The 17,819-nt window shown below is 65.1% G+C and carries 20 protein-coding genes; 10 read left to right on the forward strand and 10 right to left on the reverse strand.

The genetic code is table 11. The annotated features are described in order from the left end of the window. Window positions 1–11: 11 nt before the first annotated feature. The 8 genes from LZC95_19755 to LZC95_19790 all read right to left on the reverse strand — a co-directional run bounded on the left by LZC95_19755 (window position 12) and on the right by LZC95_19790 (window position 5,648). Complete coding sequence (locus LZC95_19755; GenBank protein ID WXA99044.1) at window positions 12–419, reverse strand: hypothetical protein; 408 nt, start codon at window positions 417–419, stop codon at window positions 12–14. Window positions 420–530: 111 nt separating this feature from the next. Beyond that, window positions 531–1,247: a hypothetical protein gene (locus LZC95_19760; GenBank protein WXA99045.1), complete on the reverse strand. Its 717-nt coding sequence runs from the start codon at window positions 1,245–1,247 to the stop codon at window positions 531–533. 80 nt (window positions 1,248–1,327) lie between these two features. After that, window positions 1,328–2,389 (reverse strand): DUF932 domain-containing protein, encoded by a 1,062-nt coding sequence (locus tag LZC95_19765; GenBank protein ID WXA99046.1) that lies wholly within the window; start codon window positions 2,387–2,389, stop codon window positions 1,328–1,330. Window positions 2,390–2,775: 386 nt separating this feature from the next. Then, window positions 2,776–3,195, reverse strand: coding sequence for a DUF488 domain-containing protein (locus LZC95_19770; protein ID WXA99047.1), 420 nt, complete (start codon window positions 3,193–3,195; stop codon window positions 2,776–2,778). 29 nt (window positions 3,196–3,224) lie between these two features. Continuing rightward, on the reverse strand, window positions 3,225–3,680 hold the full coding sequence (locus tag LZC95_19775) for a hypothetical protein (GenBank protein WXA99048.1): 456 nt from the start codon (window positions 3,678–3,680) through the stop codon (window positions 3,225–3,227). Then, window positions 3,677–4,663: a DNA recombination/repair protein RecA gene (locus LZC95_19780; protein ID WXA99049.1), complete on the reverse strand. Its 987-nt coding sequence runs from the start codon at window positions 4,661–4,663 to the stop codon at window positions 3,677–3,679. The genes LZC95_19775 and LZC95_19780 overlap by 4 nt, the downstream gene beginning before the upstream one ends. Beyond that, entirely contained in the window at window positions 4,660–5,229 is a 570-nt protein-coding gene (locus LZC95_19785; protein ID WXA99050.1) for a hypothetical protein, read from the reverse strand. The genes LZC95_19780 and LZC95_19785 overlap by 4 nt, the downstream gene beginning before the upstream one ends. Next, window positions 5,226–5,648, reverse strand: coding sequence for a hypothetical protein (locus LZC95_19790; protein ID WXA99051.1), 423 nt, complete (start codon window positions 5,646–5,648; stop codon window positions 5,226–5,228). The genes LZC95_19785 and LZC95_19790 overlap by 4 nt, the downstream gene beginning before the upstream one ends. A 275-nt stretch (window positions 5,649–5,923) precedes the next feature. Here LZC95_19790 and LZC95_19795 point away from each other — a divergent pair, with 275 nt between their 5' ends. From LZC95_19795 to LZC95_19840, 10 genes are all read left to right on the forward strand, one after another. Further along, window positions 5,924–7,288 carry a hypothetical protein gene (locus LZC95_19795; protein ID WXA99052.1) on the forward strand — a complete coding sequence of 455 codons (1,365 nt, stop codon included), beginning with the start codon at window positions 5,924–5,926 and terminating at the stop codon, window positions 7,286–7,288. A gap of 16 nt (window positions 7,289–7,304) precedes the next feature. Further along, window positions 7,305–7,979: a hypothetical protein gene (locus LZC95_19800; GenBank protein WXA99053.1), complete on the forward strand. Its 675-nt coding sequence runs from the start codon at window positions 7,305–7,307 to the stop codon at window positions 7,977–7,979. After that, window positions 7,936–8,358 (forward strand): hypothetical protein, encoded by a 423-nt coding sequence (locus LZC95_19805; GenBank protein WXA99054.1) that lies wholly within the window; start codon window positions 7,936–7,938, stop codon window positions 8,356–8,358. Before LZC95_19800 ends, LZC95_19805 begins: the two co-directional genes overlap by 44 nt. After that, the gene (locus LZC95_19810; GenBank protein WXA99055.1) at window positions 8,348–8,770 is read left to right on the forward strand and encodes a hypothetical protein; all 423 of its coding nucleotides are present in this window, start codon (window positions 8,348–8,350) and stop codon (window positions 8,768–8,770) included. The genes LZC95_19805 and LZC95_19810 overlap by 11 nt, the downstream gene beginning before the upstream one ends. Further along, on the forward strand, window positions 8,703–10,112 hold the full coding sequence (terL, locus tag LZC95_19815) for a phage terminase large subunit (protein WXA99056.1): 1,410 nt from the start codon (window positions 8,703–8,705) through the stop codon (window positions 10,110–10,112). The genes LZC95_19810 and terL overlap by 68 nt, the downstream gene beginning before the upstream one ends. Before the next feature lie 29 nt (window positions 10,113–10,141). Further along, window positions 10,142–11,659 carry a DUF935 domain-containing protein gene (locus tag LZC95_19820; protein WXA99057.1) on the forward strand — a complete coding sequence of 506 codons (1,518 nt, stop codon included), beginning with the start codon at window positions 10,142–10,144 and terminating at the stop codon, window positions 11,657–11,659. 58 nt (window positions 11,660–11,717) lie between these two features. Next, window positions 11,718–13,436, forward strand: coding sequence for a hypothetical protein (locus LZC95_19825; protein WXA99058.1), 1,719 nt, complete (start codon window positions 11,718–11,720; stop codon window positions 13,434–13,436). 78 nt (window positions 13,437–13,514) lie between these two features. Then, window positions 13,515–13,922 (forward strand): hypothetical protein, encoded by a 408-nt coding sequence (locus tag LZC95_19830; GenBank protein ID WXA99059.1) that lies wholly within the window; start codon window positions 13,515–13,517, stop codon window positions 13,920–13,922. A 157-nt stretch (window positions 13,923–14,079) separates the two neighbouring features. Beyond that, the gene (locus LZC95_19835) at window positions 14,080–15,288 is read left to right on the forward strand and encodes a hypothetical protein (protein ID WXA99060.1); all 1,209 of its coding nucleotides are present in this window, start codon (window positions 14,080–14,082) and stop codon (window positions 15,286–15,288) included. Window positions 15,289–15,295: 7 nt separating this feature from the next. Continuing rightward, complete coding sequence (locus LZC95_19840) at window positions 15,296–15,574, forward strand: hypothetical protein (protein WXA99061.1); 279 nt, start codon at window positions 15,296–15,298, stop codon at window positions 15,572–15,574. Window positions 15,575–15,606: 32 nt separating this feature from the next. Here the strand turns inward: LZC95_19840 and LZC95_19845 are convergent, their stop codons facing one another. Both LZC95_19845 and LZC95_19850 read right to left on the reverse strand, forming a co-directional pair. Continuing rightward, on the reverse strand, window positions 15,607–16,755 hold the full coding sequence (locus tag LZC95_19845) for an ATP-binding protein (GenBank protein ID WXA99062.1): 1,149 nt from the start codon (window positions 16,753–16,755) through the stop codon (window positions 15,607–15,609). A 335-nt stretch (window positions 16,756–17,090) separates the two neighbouring features. Beyond that, complete coding sequence (locus LZC95_19850) at window positions 17,091–17,795, reverse strand: Uma2 family endonuclease (protein ID WXA99063.1); 705 nt, start codon at window positions 17,793–17,795, stop codon at window positions 17,091–17,093. Window positions 17,796–17,819 lie beyond the last annotated feature (24 nt).

Raw genomic sequence — 17,819 nt, forward strand, 5'->3', positions numbered from 1 at the left:
TCGTGATTCTCCTAACGGCTGATCGCGTTTGCGCGAGCCAGCAACGCAGAACGGGTGATGGTCCAAAGCTCTGGAGAGTTCCCCACGGTGAAGCCGGCCGCGCGCAAGGCCTCTCGCCCGGTGGCACTCGGCGGGTCGGCGAGGTGAAGGAGAGCCCGACCCCGGCCGCTGCCCGCCAGGCATGCGCAGGCGCGGCCGTCGGCGAAGATCATGAGCAGGGACGCGTCGGGATCCCACGCGGCCGTGATTTCGGAGGCGAGGGACTGCACCTCGGCGGGGTCCACGACGTTGAGAGACCAGGGGCCCCCAAGCGCCCGACCGCTGGCGATGAGTGCATCGAGGGTGAGGTCCCAGTGACAGGCCGTCGCGAGTGTCGTTCGGACAATGTGGAATTGGGGTTCTCGCGTGGTTGAATTCATGATTAGAGCCTAATTCGAAATAACGGCTATGCCATATTGCGATTCCGTTATTTGCCAGTAATTGCCAGTGCGTCGAGGTTTAGCGTGGACGCGTTTCCCTATCCGCGGCGATCACCCAAGCGGCGTAGCATCGGGGTCGGCCCATTCGAGTTGCGTGCGCAGAAGCTCGACGTTGGCCCAAAGCTCGTCTGCCGGGTCGTCGTCCGGATCGCCGAGCGCGCTTGCGAGTCCCTCGAGCAGTTGCCGCGCGTGCGGTACGTGGGGCACGGTGAACTCGATCGCGGCGGAGATCTCGTCTTCGGAAAAGCGGCCGAGCCCCAAGATGCGGGTCGGATGGCGACGCTCTACGCATTCGAAGTTGGCTTTCGAGAGCGTTGCGAGGGCGGGCAGGGCGACCCACCGGCCGTCTTTGTCCACGGCGGCGGCGATGGCAGCGAGGTGCTCGTCGCGGAAGAGCGGCGTGGTCTTCGTGTGCGCCGCGAGGGTCACCCGCAGCGCCTGCAGCTCGCGGCGGTCGGAAACGTCGAGAAAGTCCTTGCCCTCGGCGCGTGTAAAGGTCTCGAGTTCGTCGAGCGCCGCGTAAGCCTCCTCCACGTTCAGCCTCCGAACGGCCCAGGCCTCGGCGTCGATGCGTTGCCAGGTGCACGACGGCGGGGGCTTCGTGGCCTCTACGACCACGGGCCTTTGGCTCGGCGTGAGCAAGGTGAATCCGTAGGCGTAGCCATTGGCGGTCGACGCGCGCTCGAGCACGTGGGCGAGGTTCATGCGGTCGTCGGGCGGCAGGGATGCGAGGAGGTTCGCCAGTGCCTCCAGGGTCACGAGTTTCATGCAAGTCTCCTTCTCGGGCGGCTCACGGCCCGGCGCCTGCCCTCGACCGGTCCGAGGGCAGCGCGTCGGCTCGCGAACCGTCAGTTCGAAGCCGACGGCGCGTTCTTCGCGAACCGCAGCGCAATGCGCACGAGACGCTGGTTGATGCGCGCCCCACGGGCGAACCAGAACGAGTCGAGTCGCCTCTCCTGGTTCTTGCCCATCTCGTAGCCGAGATACTCGTTGGCGCCGTTCACGAGCGCCCACCATGTCCCGCGCACGCCGGGCCGGTCATTGCCGCGCCCCGTCTCAAACAGGCGCCGAATCTGCTCGCCCAACCAATATCGCTTGGCCTCCGCCGAAGGGATGAGGGGCGCGGGCGGTGCGCCGGGGGGAGCATCCCCACCGGGTGCCGCACCACCTTCTCCGCCGAGCCCGCCGCCTTCGTCCGATCCGTCGTCTGGGTCCCCTCCCGCAAAGGCGGCGCGGACGTACTTCAGCAGGTCTTTCTCCCGAACGCCCTTGCTCGCAAGGAACCGATACTGCTCGGCGGAGACCTCGAACGTCTGATCGGCAAGGTTCATGATCTCGGGCATGCGTTTGAGCGCGCCCACGACATCGCCCTTGTGCGGAATGCGCAGAAGGCGACTCGCCTCGGCCGAAAGGGCAGCACCAAGGGTATTGGCGCACACGACCCGAATGGGGACGAATCCCCATTTGACCGAGCGGCCTTGCTGGTGCCCGTGCGCAAGGAGTATGAACTTTCGAACGATGTCATCCGCCTTGGGCACGATCGTGAGCGGATCACCGAGAAGGCGCGCGAGCACCCAGATGAGGCTTCCTCCGCGCAGGCTGCCCGCGGTCTCCAAAACCGCCTTGCCCGTGTCGAGAAAGGGCTGGAACGCCTCGAATGCCTCACGGTTCTGGAGCGGCTTGTATTTCGGCCCTACCTCGCCAAGCTTCGCGCCGTCGCTCGTGCGGTAGATGCCGCGATGCCGCGCCTTTTCACCCGTGTGCGTGATCAGGTGCCTGGCTTCGACCTCCCAATCCAGCCCTGACTTCTTGATAGCCTCCTCGACCGTGGGGGCGGACTCGCATGAGACGCCGAGGCCATGCCAAGGGGTCTCGCCAACGTACATCATGCTTTCGACTTCGTCGGACATGGTTGCTCTCCTTTGTCTTGCTGAAATTGAATGGTTGCTGGTTCAGAACTGCCTATGCGGCGAGTGTCAGTCACACGCGCGAACTTCCCGTCGCGTGGCGGGTGCGAAGCCCGTAGCCGCTCCAATGCTTCGTTCGCCGGTTCTCGATCGTCGCGGACGACCTACACGCCGGAAGTGGTGCGCTCGAAGGCACGCGAAGACCCAGCGTGCTGGCGGCCATGACGGGAGCCTGGCGATTCCCAAGATCCGGTGAAGACCTGAAAACCGTTTGGGCCGTGTTTAGAAGATAAATCTTAGCCGATTACCACGAATAAACCAGTTGATTAGCGCGCTAGTTTGATATTTGCGCCGACGGGCGCTGGGCCGTTGCGGGCTTGGATTCCGAACTAGGTCCGGCGTTGAGGCGCGCTGTCGCCGAATGGCAGCGTGAGCGACTCGCCCACGGCCACGCCCTGGGGCTCGCTCCCGAGCTCCGGCACCTTGACGCCCAGGTGCTTCTCGAACCACTCCGCGACGATGCGACGGTGGCACCAATTCTCGGTGGTGAGGGGCGGCTTTTCCCAGCAGAGGAGAATGGGCTCGTGCGGCGCCACGAGGGCGTGCAGAGCATCCCACGTGGCTTGGGGATCCAGCCGCCCGAGCATGTCGCGGTCGAAGAGCGCACGGTATTCCTGCTCGCTGACCTCGTTGAACCACGGACCCGGGGCAAGGCGGTGAAAGTGGCGGAAGCCCTTCGGCACGCCGCGGGTCGATCGCGCGATGCTGATCCGTCCCGGTCCTTCGTATTTGAAACATGCCGTTTTCATATGCGGTTACCTCTTTCGTCGAAGACGGGTCAACCCTCGAAAGGTTCTAGGGCTGGGCGAGGCGCCCCAACAGGTTCGCGCGCTTTGAAAAAGACGCTTTGCTCGCGCTCGACAGCTCGGAGTAAGGAGGCGGCGGCGAGGTGATGGCCGCGATGGACATCCTCGGCGGATTGCACGCCCGGTGCGTCCTCGGTTGACCGCGGAAGGATGTCCCCGTTGGGCCCGAACACGACGTGGTCGACGGGAAACAATTCCCCGTGCGCGTTCCTGCAGAACACAAGCTTCTCGATGGGCTTCGAACCCGTCGGGGTCGTGATCGACCGCGCGAGGACGAAGATCGACTCCCGAATCCGCTCGACGAAGACCGTGACATTGCCGTTTAGGTTGGCGATCAGTTGCGCGGACCCCACCTCGCGAAGATCGCGCGTGAGCGTCCCGAGGATCCGCGCGTCGTCCCCGGCAAACGGCTGGAGTCGGAGCGTCATAGGCAACCTCCGTGTTCCCGTGCCGCCGTGACGATCGCTTCTCGGATTTCCGCCTCGAGGGTAGGCGAGGCACCGAGGGTTTCGCGCACATGGACGCGGCTGTGCCCCAAGGGGACCTCGCCGAACGAGAGGTGCTTACCGGCGCAACGTAGAACGTCGAGCCGTGCGCCGAGGTCGAAGAGCTCTCCTAGGCGGTCGACACCCTCGCCCCACCGGATCTCGAACTCCGCTGTGGCGAAGGGGGCTGCGTGCTTGTTCTTCACCACGGTGGCGTGCACCTGCGCCCCGAGCAGCTGATCGCCGCGGCGCACGTCGCCGACGCGCCGGAGCCAGACACGCATGGACGTGTAAAACTTGAGGGCATTGACGCCCACGGCCGGCGCGAACGGCGCGCGGGCGGGACGCTCGGGCTGCATGGGGTTCAGAAAGAGCAGCGTGGTGCGGGTCCGGTGGGCCACGGCCGTGAGCTTTCGGAGGGCCTTGGCGAACACGCGGCCGCGAGCACGGTCGTCGTCGCCTCCATCGAGTTCGTCCGTGGATACGAGCCCGCCGACCGAATCCACCACGATGAGTGGGACGCGCCCCGAGCGCGCCAGCAACTCGATGATCTCGAACGCGCTCTCGGCCGTGTCCGGTTGCGCAATGAGCGCTTCACCCGGTGCGACGCCGATGCCGCGCGCGTAATCCAGATTGAGGGTATGGTCTGCGTCGATGAACGCGCATGTACCGCCGCTCCTTTGCACCTCGGCCATGGCGTGCAATGCGAGCGTCGTCTTGCCACTTCCTTCAGGCCCAAAGAGCTCGATGACTCTTCCAACCGGGTAGCCATCGATGCCGGTCGCCAGGTCGAGCGCCAGCGAGCCGGTGCGTAGGGCTTCGGTCGCGAGGGCGGACCCTCGACCCATGGGCCGAATGGTGCCGGGCCCGCAGTGTCCTTCGACGGCGGCCATGATCTGCGTCAGCGTTTGGGATGTGATGTTCACGGTTCGGTTCCTTTCTTGAGATGGGGCACGCGGCCCGCATTCGATCGAATGGCGCGCGCCTCGGCCTGCGCCGTCGGGGACCACGTCACCACAATGCGCGAAACGGACGGGCGCTGAGGGGGATGCACCCATGGCACCGTGATGCCCGATGGCCCCCTGGGGTCGGGCGATGGGGCCGTCTCAAGGGAGGCTGCGGCCGGACGCGGGGCCGGGGTCGAGAGAGCTCCTTGGACCAGCAAGAGCAGATCGCCGGCGCACGCGATCTCGGTCGCGGAGCGCTCGATTTCCGGAAGCCAGCGTTCGGCGAGCTGCCAGTCGGTGAGTGCACAGCCCCACGAGCCTGTTCGTTCGATGGCGTCGGCCAACTGCGTGGCGGCCGCGGCGATCTTGCGCGCGGCATCCGCGAGGGAGCGTTGATTGCGTCGGATGCGCCTTTGAAGCATGCGCACCATCAGGTCGGCGCCCGGCGCATCGAGCGCGAGGGTCCGGCCCGACTTCGAGGTGCCCGGCCGTGTAGTCGCGGGCGCACTGACGCCGCTGCGCACTTCGTATTTGCCGGATTTCATGCTCTCACCGGCGAGGCGTGAACGGCGCCCAGCGGGTGCCGACGGGCAATCCTCGCGAGCCACCGGCCCGCGAGCACGCGACGTCCCTCCTGTTCTTCCGCAACCCTCGCGGGCGTCCAAGGTCGCAGAGCCTCCAGCTTTTGGCGAAGCTCGGATTCGTAGCCGTGAGGCTCGATATCGATGGGGAAGAAGTGGCCTCGTCGGTCGACGAGCACGGTTAGCGTATCCAACTTTCGTCGACCAACCCACACCCCGTGTCGGAACGTGAGGATCGTAAAGACACTCGCCGTAGGCCGTGCGATGACGACCGAGTATCGGGCGGGGAGATCCGTCCATGTTCGTCGTGAGCCGACGTGAAGACCTTGGGTGAGCGTGCGCAGAATGGCCTGCTCTTTGTGCGCGAAGCGACGCGAAGGCATCGTTTCGATTCCTTTCGTGGGTGGCGACGATGGTGTCGCAGATGCCTAGAGGTCTTGCAGCCAATGTGCCTGTACTGGCACGTATCTGGCTCTGAATTGATAAGTACGATGATGCATTTACGCGCCTCGCGCGATTGCGTCGGCGTCGGAGTAGGATCCTACCGTCATGGTTTTGCGCGAGATCGTTGCGTGAATATTCCTAAGTCGATATGTGCATTGTCGAAATAGCTATACCGTTGGGTATGCCATCACCGTCATAGCGATGCAGGATTTGCATGTTGTTCGTCGGCGCCATTCCACGCCCGTTTGCCGAGCAGGCCCTGCGCGTCTTCGATCTCCAGGGATCGACCGAGGTCTTTGTCTGCTGCTCCGGCAGCTTTCGGTTCGAGCAGGGGCTGATGGCGCGAAGCCCCGACGCGGTGGTCCATTCGAACGACGTCAGCCTTCTTTCGTGCGCCATCGGCAGCCTCGCAACGGGCGAGCCCCTTGCGTACCACTTCAAGAATGACCTCGAGTTCCTCGAGGAAGCCGTCTGCGGTGGCAGCCCGCTCGAGCGCCTCGCGGCCCTCAGCTTGGCCGTACGGATGTCGCATTTCCACGGTGCAAGCGACCATGCGCGGCGGCATCGCGAGCATTTCCGCGTCAACGTCGGCTACTACCTCGGGCTCTCGAAGGACCGCGTCGCCAAGTACATGGAGACCATCCGTGTCCGGCACTTCTTTGCGGGGGACTTTCGGGATCACGCCGCCCAGGCGGTGCAGAAGGGGGCAACCCTTTTCGCCTGGCCGCCGACGTACCGCGGCGGCTACGAGCGCCTCTACAAGTTCGTGGACCAGAACACCGAGTGGTCGCCGCCCTCGTACCGGGTCTTCGATCCGAAGGATCTGGAGGGCTGGGTCTCTACCTTGCGCGAGCTCGGCGCGCGCTTCGCAGTGTGCGCCGACCAGCGGCTCGAAGGGCTGCGCCCGGTCGGCATGTATTCCGCCGGCCGGAGCAAGCCCCTCTACCTCTACGCATCGAGCGGGAGAAACCCTTCGTTGCGCAAGCGGCCGGAGACGTCCGACGCCATCCGCTACGAGCCCTGCGATCCGTGCAAGCTGACGGAGACCTCGCGGGTGACGGTCGCCCTGGCCGACAACCGGGTAATGAATGCCCTGAAGGACAAGTACTTGCTCGCGGGGCTCGTGCACGTGACCGGGCAGATGGGTTTCGTCGTCTTTCTCGATGGGGCCCTCGCCGGCGGATACCTCTACTCGGACCTTCGCAGCCTTTCCGGGTTTCGCGACCCACGCCTGCAGCGCAACACGGGCATCTACCTTCTTTCGGACTTCGCCGTTTCCCGGAAGCGCCGTCTCTCCAAGCTCGTGTGCATGCTGGCATCGGGCCAGGAGTCCGTCGACGTCTACGACCGCCGACGCCTGCAGCGCACGGTGGCGCTGGTCACGACGGCGTTCACGGAAAGGCCCGTGAGCATGAAGTACCGCGGCGTGTTCGACCTTTTGACCCGCCGCCCTGGGGTTCTCAACTACATCTCCGAGGTGCGCCGTGCCGACAACCAAGCCATCTACCGCGAGTGGTGGCGACGATACGCTCTCCACCCGGATCGTCCGGCGACCGGTTCGCTCGCTGCGGAAAGCTGAGGTCAACGCGCGGTACATGACCGCGGCCCAGTTCCAGCTGCTCGTCGACAACGTGCGGCGCGATGGTGGGCTCACGAGCCTGCCTCTGGTCCACGGTGACGAGATCCTCAGCGGCAACCACCGCGTGGCCGCGGCGGAGAAGGCGGGACTCGAGGAAATCGACGTCCTGGAGGTGCTCGGCCCGCTCGATGAGGCGCGGCGCACGGCCATTCAGCTGTCGCACAACGCCATCGTGGGGCAGGACGATCTGTCCATCCTGGTCCAGCAGTACAAGTCCCTCGACTTCGACAACAAGCTCTACTCGGGCCTCAACGACGATGTCCTGAAGCAATTCGATGACTTGAAGGTTGCGTCGCTGGCCACAGGGCAGACGGCCTATCAAGACATTGTCCTGACGTTTCTTCCCGAGGACGCCGCGCAGTTTCTCGCCATGCTCGAGCGGCTCGGCAAGCACGCGAAGAAGAACACCGTCCTGGTCAATGCGCTCTCGTCGTTCGACGCGGTGTTCGACGCCGTGGTGCGCGTGAAGAAAGATCTCAACATCGTGAACACGGCCCTCGCCGTCCGCGCGATGGCCGAACTTGCGCTCGAGCGCCTAGGTCAGCTCGAGAAGCAGCATCAGCAAGAGCAACCGGAAGGGGCGGCCCATGAATCCGAGTCTCAAGGTGACGGTGGCCGAGGAAGTCCTTGATGAGTTTGGGGTCATTGGCCACGAGCTCCGACTCGCCATCGCGCGATGGAAGGACGTCTGCCGCGAACTCTGGTCTTGGGCCCCCACAGAGCGACGCACCCGGTTGATCGAGGAGCGCGAGCGGCTCGTTTTCCGAATCAGCAGGATGGTCGAGTGCTACCGCAGGTGCGCCGTCGACATCAGGCGCGATCTCCGCGGCCACATCGCGAACGACGTGTGGAATCGAACCGACGAGGCCTTCGCCGTACCCAACAAGGACTACTTCCTGGCCACGGTCATCCGCATGCGCGGAGACGATACGGGCGAAGGGACGCCGGCGCTGCACGAGTGGCGCATGTTCATGTACGGGCCGGCGCGCCGGGTGGCGGATGGCGGCTAGACGGGGCGGGCCCGAACGCTTTCGCGTCGAGCAGGTCGCGGAGGCACTGCGCATGTCCGCCGGTATCTTCACGGCCGCCGCCAACAAGCTCGGATGCGCCCCCAACACCATCAAGAACTATGTGCAGCGCCACCCGTCCCTGCAGGCCGTGTGCGACGAGGCGCAGTTCAAGACGCTGGACCTCGCCGAGTCGAAGCTGCTCGCCGCGATCGGGGAGGGGAACCTCACAGCGGTGATCTTCTATCTGAAGTGCCGAGGCAAGGCGCGAGGCTACGTTGAGCGTGCGGAGATCTCGGGTCCCGATGGAGGCGCCGTGCCGGTGCTCGATGTGACGCGCCTGACCGATGAGCAGCTCGAGAGACTCGCAGCGGGGGAAGACCCCGCTCGCGTTGTCGGCGGAGGCGGAACTTGAACGACGAAGCCGGGCACGTGCCCAGCTCCCGCTGCTCGAATTCGTCCCCGCACTCACCCCGCGTTGGTCATCGCCCGCGCATCTCGGGCCGATCTGCGAGTTCTTCGAGCGCATCGAGCATGAGCCTGTCCGCGCGCTCTTCAGCGTACCGCCGCAGCACGGAAAGACCGAGGCGCTTCTCCATGGTGCGGCCCGATACCTTCGCCGTCACGGCGCGAACACCGTGGCGTATGCGAGTTACGCGGCAAGGTTCGCGCACTCGAAGAGCCGCCTGGCGCGTGACTACGCGCGCCAGGCCGGCGTGCGGCTTCGGACGGACACGCAGGCCGTCGACGAATGGCGAACCACCGAGGGCGGCGGCTTTCTGGCCGCCGGCATCGACGGGCCGCTCACGGGCTACGGCGCGCAGCTCATCATCGTCGACGATCCGCACAAAAACCGTGCGGAGGCCGAGAGTGAGGTCCTTCGAGACGGCGTTCAGAGCTGGTTCCGATCGACGGCGCTGTCCCGGTTGCATCCCGGCGGCTCCGTCATCATCGTGCACACGCGGTGGGTGGAGGACGACCTTATTGGTCGCCTGTCGGCGGAGGCGCGTGCCGATGGCGGGCCTGCGTGGGAGTACACGAATCTCCCCGCGATCTCCGACGCGGGGGCCCTTTGGCCCAGCCACAGGCCTCTCGACTGGCTCGAGACCCAGCGGCTCTCGCTCGGCGAGTACGACTGGTGGTCGCTCTACCAGGGCTCGCCCCGGCCGCGAGGCCTCGGGCTCTTCCGCGGAAGCTTTCTCTTCGACCCCGCGAGCCGGCCCACCGAGGGCTTTCGGGTCTCGATCGGGGCCGACTTCGCGTACAGCACGAAAAAGCGCTCGGACTACTCCGTGGCGCTGGTGCTCGCGCGGCTTGGGCGTCCACCGCGGGCACGCTACTACGTGCTGGATGTGGTGCGCGTGCAGGTGCCCGCACCCGAGTTCCGCGACATCGTCGCGAAGCTGTGCGCCACCTACGCCGCGCAGGCCTTCGCCTTCATCGCGGGCATCGAGCTCGGTATTGTCGACTTCTTCCGCGTCTCGGACGTCGACATCCAAACCAACACGGCGAACAGCGACAAGTACGTGCGTGCCCAGCCCGTCGCGGCCGCATGGAACGACGGCCGGGTGCTCATTCCGCAAGGAGCCCCATGGGCGAGTGAGCTCGTTCGCGAGCTCATTCAATTTCCCACGGCGCGGCACGATGACCAAGTCGATGCCCTCGCCGCGGCGTTCACCGTGCTCGAAGCGGACGTGGGCTCCGTCCAGTCTCCAGTCGTCCTCACCGATCTCGAAAGCGCTGGAATTTTTGGCTAAGGGCCACCTCTTCGTCGTGCTCATCCCGCATGAATCGCCGTCAGCGCCGGGCATCCGCCCGCGCGCGCAAGGGGGATCCCCCGAGGCCCGAGGAGGCACCGGTTGCACCGTGGCCGCTCGTCGACCGCTTCCCGGCGATTCTCGGCTCGTCGATCAGCCTGCAGACGATCTCGTCCCTGTTCCGGCTGTCGCAGACAGGGCATCGACAAGAATACGTCGATCTGCTCGACGAGCTGCTCGAGCGTGAGCCCCACGGCTATTCGATTGTCGCCCAGCGCGTCCTCAACGTGGCCGGAGGTCGGCTCGAGATCGTTCCCGCGCCGTGCCCTCCGGGCAGCGCCGATCTGGCGCGCGCCAAGGAGATTGCCGAGGAGGTCTCCACCGACGTCAAGGCGATCGGCAACTTGCGCGAGGCGCTCTCGTCGCTCCTTTGGGGAATCTACTACGGCGTCTGCGGTGCCGAGATCGGTTGGTCGCGCGAGGAGCGATGGCGCCCGGCGTGGCTCCACTTCATCCACTCCCGCCGCCTCTCGTATCCCGATCCCGCGACCTGGAAGGTGCACGTCTGGGACCAGGGGATGGTGCGCGCGTGGAGGCACGGGGCACCGTCCGAGTCCGAAGGAAGTTTCGGGCTGTGCGTCGAGGACTGGCCCGGCAAGTTCATCGTCCATGCGCCGCAACTTCGTGCCGATTACCCGACGCGCGAGGGACTCGGCCGGCAGCTCGCGTTCTACATCGCCCTGAAGGCGCTGGGGGCGCGGGGAGGCGCCCAGTACATCGAGCGGTTCGCCAAGCCGTGGACGTTGGCCTACGCAGCGACCCAGGCCGACGGCAAGCCTCGCGCGGCGAACGACGACGACCTCAAACAAGCCGACGCCACGGTCCGCGCGCTCGGGCTGGGGAGTCTCGCCGGCGCGGTCCTCCCGAATTCCATCTCGCTCCAAATGCTCGGCCCCGCGCTCACCGCCGGCCGATCGGGCATTACCCACTTGGAATGGGTGGAGCTCTGCAACAACGAGATGACGAAGTGCGTACGCGGCCAAACCTTCACCACCAGCCCTGGGGCGTACGGCTCGCGCTCGACGGCGACGGTGGGTCAGTCCGGTGAGCTGCGCATCGCGGCGTTTGATGCGGACTGTTTGGCGCAGACGCTGCGGCGCGACCTCATCGCGTGGATGGTTCGTCTGAACCACCCGAACGCCACGCACCTCACGCCCCGCGTGGTGATTCATGTCGAGGAGCAACCCGACGCGAGCGAGCGCCTCGACATCGCCAAGAAAGGGTCCGAGGCCAATCTTCCGATCGACGCCGATTGGCTCGCCGAAGAATTGGGGCTGCGTTTGGTGCCCAAACCCGCGGGAGAGGAGCACAAGCCGCGGCGCATGGTGCCGATCGCCCCGCTCCACCCGGTGGATGTCCAGGCCCTCGCGGATCCCGACGAGCTTCTGCGTCAACAGCAGGAGGAGGGGGAGCGAAGCCGGTCGGAGGCGAGAAACCGTTGGCGCCCCTACGACAACGACAAGGCGCGGGGAAAGCCTGGCCAGTGATGCCCGGGATACCGCGGCGAACCGGCGCGCGAGCCCCATCAGCGAAGGTGAATGATCCATGGCCAACTTGACATCCGCACCCGCGGCCGCGGCGGGGAAAGCGAACCGGCGCGCAGGCCCGGCGCGTCCCACGGCGGATCCGGGCGCACATGCGCGTCCGAAAAAGAAGCGCCTCCACGTCCGCGTGGATCTCGCGGAAGGCGGCGCCCTCCACGTGCGCCACTTGCGCGGCACGGATCCGGAGGTCTTCCTCTGCGGCGGCGTTCCGCTCCCCGCAGGGACGCCGGCGGAAGGCGAGCCGGTTTGGATCGAGATCGCAAAGCCGGGCCGGTTTCTCGGACACCCCGCGGGCCCCTTCGAGCTGGATGACCGGGTCTTTCGCGAGATCATCGCGAATTTCGAGTCGACCGAGAACCGAAGCGTCCCGATCGACTTCGAACACGCCAGCGAGTCGGATCCGACCAGCGGCTCGATCCCGAGCGAGGGTGCTCCGGCGCAAGGTTGGATCCGAGGGCTCAGGATCCAGCACGGCAGCCTCTGGGGGCTCGTCGAATGGCTTGCAAGAGCCCGCGAATACATTCGCTCCGGCCAGTACAAATACTTCTCGCCCGCGATTCGCTTCCGCTCGAAGGATCGCGTGACGGGTAAGCCTGTGGGAGCGCGCCTCACCTCCGGTGCGCTCACCAACGTGCCCTTCCTGGATGGGATGGCGCCCCTCGTGGCGCGCGACCGCGGCGGCGCGGGCGACTCGTCGCGACCGGGCAGCGCGCCATTCGCGTACTCGGCCGACGAATACATGCCGGTGCTCCGAGCGGCGCTCCGGCTTCCCGAGCTGTCCACTGCCCAGGATTGCGGCGAAGCGCTCGAGCGTCTGGCCCTTCTGCACGAGGCGCGCGGAGGACGCGATCTCCATGGTGTTCCGGTGACGGCCTACGTCACCAGTTTGCGCGACGCCGTCCGATGGCCCCTGAGCGGCACCGCCTCCGAGCTGTTCCATGCGGTACGGGCCATGATCTGTGCAGCTGCCGGCGAGGGGGCCGCTGATCTGGGCGACGAAGAGGCCGACGAAGAGCGCGGCCGCGCCGAGGAGGACGACGCCGGCACGGACGACGAGGCCGTGGGGGACGGCAGGGACGACAGCGCCGGTCAGGGCGGCGAGCTCAATGCCGGCGAGCAGGTCGCGAGGGAAGGGGGCGACGAAAGAGAGGAGATCATGACAGCCGAGCGAGTCAAAGAGCTCGAGGGAGAAAACACACGCCTGCAAGCCGACAAGGCGAAGCTCGTGGAGGAGAAGGCCGCCCTCCTGAGCGACAAGCAAACGCTCTCCACGGAAAGCGCCAGCTTGACCTTGCATTTGAAGGAAGCACAGAGCCAGGTGACGAAGCTCGAAGGCGACGTGGCCCGGCTGGAGGGCGAGGTGAAAACGTTGAGCGACGCTCAACGCGAGCGCGAGGAGCGCGACATCCAAGAGCGGGTCAATCTGGCCTACTTTACGTACAAGGACGCGAAGAAGCTGAGCGAGGCCGACCGTGAGGCCATGCACACGGTGTGCACCACGAGCCCGGCAGCGTTCGAAAAGCTCTATCCCCGGATTGAACATCCGCACCTGCTGCGCGAGCTCACGACGCAGCGTGAGCCCGGCGGCCGTGGGGCACCCCCGACTCCGCGCACCGAGACGATTTCGTCGCTCACGCAGAAACTCATGAGCGAGCGCCGGCTCTCGTATCCCGACGCGCAGTGCGAGGCCGAGCGTCTTATCCGCCAGCAAGGCGCCTGAAAGCTCGCGCCCGCGGCAAGGGGCCGGAGGCCGTTCTCCTCGGCGGGCCCGAACTAACCCGAATCCTCGGAGCAACGCATGGCAAATTCGGATTTTGACTGGGGCCGCGTCCCTACTGGACCGGACCTGCCCGTCACCAACACGGGCGACGTCGACATGGTCGCACGACAGATCGTCGTGCTTGATACCGCGCAGACCGCGCCCGGCACGCACGCCGTCAAGCTGCCCACGGCCGATGGCGGTGGTATCGCGATTTTGGTGGAAGACATCCCCCGCGGGCGCACAGGGCGTGCCCAAATCTACGGTATCGCGGTAGGCATCGCCGATGGTGCCGTCGGCAGGGGGGCACGCGTGCGGGGCAGCAACACGCGGCCCGGCGGCGCCAAGGCATGCACGCCCGGCCAAGCTCAATTTGGTTACGCACTGCAGGCTGCCGCGGACGGCGAGCCCGTGCAGATCCTCATCGATCGCGCGAACAACGCATAAGGATTCCATTCCAAGGCGCCTCCTTGAAAAGGAGGGCATCGAGGCGCTTTCCAACAGAAATATCGAAATAACAGCACCGGCTTGACGAAAGCCCCGCGTGTCTTCGGAAGCATGGAGACTCACGAGGCTTTCGCCTGCCCGGCGCACGGAGTCATCCATGCAGGGCAGCATTGTGCAGCTGCGCGACGAGCACGATCGCGCGACGGGCAGGCGCTTGGAACTCGCCACGGGCCGGGTTCTCGACCCCAACGGAAGCGTAGTCGCCGAATACGAGTACCAGAACGACGTTGCGCTCTCCGAATACGCGGCATTCCAATACCACCAGGGGCTCGCGCGTACCGTGCGGCACCCTGTCCGCATGCGGGCCGCCGATGGCAACTCGATGCTCGTCACGATGGACCTCGCGGTCACGGACGTGCACCAAGACGCGCCGCTGCCCAATTACGCGGCGGGCTATCGGCAGGAGGACGGGGTTGCCGACATCGCGTGCCCCGTCGTCTTGGTCCCCAAGCCCTCGGACAAGTATTACACCTGGAACGCCTCGAATGCGTTCGCGCGCGTGATGCCGAACGTGCAGTCCGCTGGCACCGGCATCCCCGAGGTCAGTCCGACGCTCTCTCTGGGATCGTTCACGACGATCGAGTACGCGCTCGCATCGTTCGTGCCGACGGAGCTCGAGGCAGCGGCCGATGCCCCGCTGCGGCCGTTCCAGGCCGCCGTCAATCGCGTGATGGCGGCGATGAAAATCGAGCGCGAGTTCCGGGTGGCGTCGTTGATGTCGAACCCGGCGAACTTCGTGACCCCTAACGTGATCACGCTTGCGCCGGGCGCACAATGGAATGGCGGGCCGAACTCGGATCCCATCGGGAACCTGCAAACCATCATCGAGAACTCGTTTGCCCCCATCACGGGAATCGTGATGTCGCGGCGGTTGCGCAATGCCTTCGCGAGGAACCCGCAAGTACAAAAATACTTCTCCTACAAGGACTCGGCGGCAGCGATTCCGTCGAACCAACAGCTCTCGGCGATCCTGGACTTGCCGCCGATTTACACGGCCGAGATGAAGTACGCCCCGCCAACGGGAAACCCCATCTACGTGTGGGGACCCGACGTGGTGCTCTTCCACCACCCGCCAGCGAACCCGCCGGCGGACGGCCAGGACGTCAGCACGGCGTATACGTTCCGCTGGACCGGGGCCAACGGCGTCATCACCGACGGGCAGTACGTCTCCGGCTGGATGGTGCGGACCTACTGGGATGCACGGCGCGGTGCGCGCGGCGGTAAATCGGTCGTCGTGGTTGTTCAGGATGCGGAAGTCGCGACGTCCAGCCTGGTCGGGGGCGTGATCAAGAACGCATACCAATGAGGTTTCCATGGATTCGAAGAACGAAGGGCAACCCGAGAACAAGGCCGCGTCGGCGACCGACGCGAAGGCCGCCGCCGAACCCAAGGGACAGCCGCGGTCCGGAAAGGCCGAAAATGCGACCGCTGCGGTGAGCGAAGTTCCGACGCCGGCGCACAAGACGTACCGCGTGAAGCATGGGCAGCTTTTCGCAGCCCCCGATCGCATTCACCATGTCGGGCAGGCGGTCGTGATGGCGCCCGAGCAGGCCGAGCTCCTGGTTCGGGCGGGTCTGCTCGAAGAGGTGTAATGGTTGCCACGGGAGCCGTGGATCGTTGCTTCCTAGTCGGAGTCATCGACCTCTATGGTTAAAGACTCCTCATTCACGTAGATCTCGAACTGCAAAGTGACCTCGGTTCGTGTGGAGATGTTGTCACCGAGGACCTGGGCGGTAACGGATAGGTCGCACGGGGAGGTACTCCCCAACCAAAATGGAGCACTCCACGAGGTTGCGTTTGGTTGAATCTTGCCGATATCCGCGGTGACTTCCCACGACTGCAGGGTCTCACGCACGGTGGTAGTCGGGGCGTTTCGTGATCGCGCGAGTACAGAGGATATTTGGTGAATTCCACCGCGCGGCTCCGCTGGAATCTCGTCGACGATGGAGAGGCCAGGGGATTGCGCGAACGCCATGATAATTCGGGCGTCGGAAACTAGGACACGTCCAGCGTTATGTACGCGGAACACCAATCCACTCAGGAGCGCCGTCTTCTTACGATACTCCGCGACTTGTTTTGGGTCCGGCGGCGGCCAGGGATCCCTCCGGGCCGACCGCTCTAGCTTTTCACGACTTGCTCGCAAGACCCTTGCGTGCTGTGGCATGCTGTCGAGCAGCCGTTGCCTGTCGGGATGAACAGCGCGAGACCGAGGGGACGGGATGGTCTGAATTGACGTGACCGTTGACGTGAGCCTCGCGACCTTCCCATGGATCTGTTGCTCCGGATAGCGAGCGAGATCAATTTCGAGGATTGGTTCCTGGGTGGTTGATAAGGCCGCGGCGCCCATCCGGGCGATCTCGTCCGGGGCGGCCGTGGCGGTGCTGCTTCCCCGTCTCAGATAGACAGCGTTGGGTTCCAATCGTCCAAATTTCTTTCTTAGAAAGATTGGCCTTTGCTGAGTCCTCCTAATACGAATGATCGCGATCGATACTCCCTCGAACGTCAGGGCTACGTATTCGAAAGCGACGGGGTGATTGGTTTTCGAGTTGACGAGCTCCTGAATCCTGGCATCGTCGAGATGGCTGGAGACGCCTGTCAGTGTCGCCCGTCCTCCGGGATTCTCCTTTGCCCCAATGACGATATACGCGTCATCCGTTTTCCACGCATTTGCAAATGCAAGAATATCTTTCACCAGCTCGGACTTCTGGTCTTCGGTTGCTCCCGAAAATAGATATTGTGCCGATTTGAAGTCCAAGACGTCGCTCTCGGACATGTTTAGAAGTGTTTCAATCAGCATTGGGTCTATTTGTGTCACGCGTCTGAGTGTAGCCCGAGCAGTTCTTCGTTCGCGGACGAAGGGCCTATGTGTCGCACGTGCCAGCAGAACCGTTTTTGACACGTCCCGCGAGGCCTTCGACGACGATCGGGGTCGCGTGGACACGGACGAAGATTCCGCCGTCGACGATGTTGCTTGAGCGCGCACCGGGCGAGGTGCGGTCGTACCCCTGGAAGGGTTCACGGGACGAGCATGGGCGTCGGCCGGAGTTCGGCGGCTCCTGAAGAACGCCCCGTGCCCGAGCGTCGAGGCGCTAGCGCGTGGGCATCGACTCAGTGCAGAGCGTCTAGGCCGGTCAAGAAGTCGTTTACCGCGGCGCCGCGGGAAAATAGCACCGTTGCCTGGATACGGTCCCCCCGCTCGTACCGGACAACGTCCGTGTAGCGCCGGAATTCAGGGTACCTGTTGGCCCAGGGGCGACGATGGACCTCGATCGCCTCGCCTTGAAGGTCCACGATCCAATACTCGCGAACGCCCGCGGCGGCGTACAGCACCGCCTTGATGTGGCGGTCCTTGTCGAGCGAGGCATCCGCGACCTCGATGAGTGCGAGCGGGTTGTCCTGCTCGATTTGCGGGTCGGGCGGAAGCACGATCTTTATGTCCACGAGCGGCATGGAATCGACGGTAAGCGGCACGTGTCCATAGCTGCACCAGGAGGCGGCCTCCGGGATCGCCGCGTCAAGTCGATCGCAAACGCGCTCGACAACCGTATGGTGCCGCTCGCTGGCATCGCCCATCTCGATAAGGACGCCCGAGAGAAGCTCGACGCGGTAGTCCTCCCCGCGCTCTGCGCGTCCCGGCCTCTCCTTTTGCATCAGCTTCTCGAACTCCTCCCGATACAGCGGGCGCACAACCGAATCCAGGTCCTCGGTAAATCGATGGATGGGCGGCGACTCCCGCAGGGGCGGAGTCGACATGTGCATCCAGCCGTAGAGAAGCTGGATCCCGGGCCGATCCCCCCCCGATCTCGAGCGCATGAAATTCCGCTCGATCGAGGGTGC

The organism is Sorangiineae bacterium MSr12523 (genome assembly GCA_037157775.1).
Classification (GTDB): domain Bacteria; phylum Myxococcota_A; class Polyangia; order Polyangiales; family Polyangiaceae; genus Pendulispora; species Pendulispora brunnea.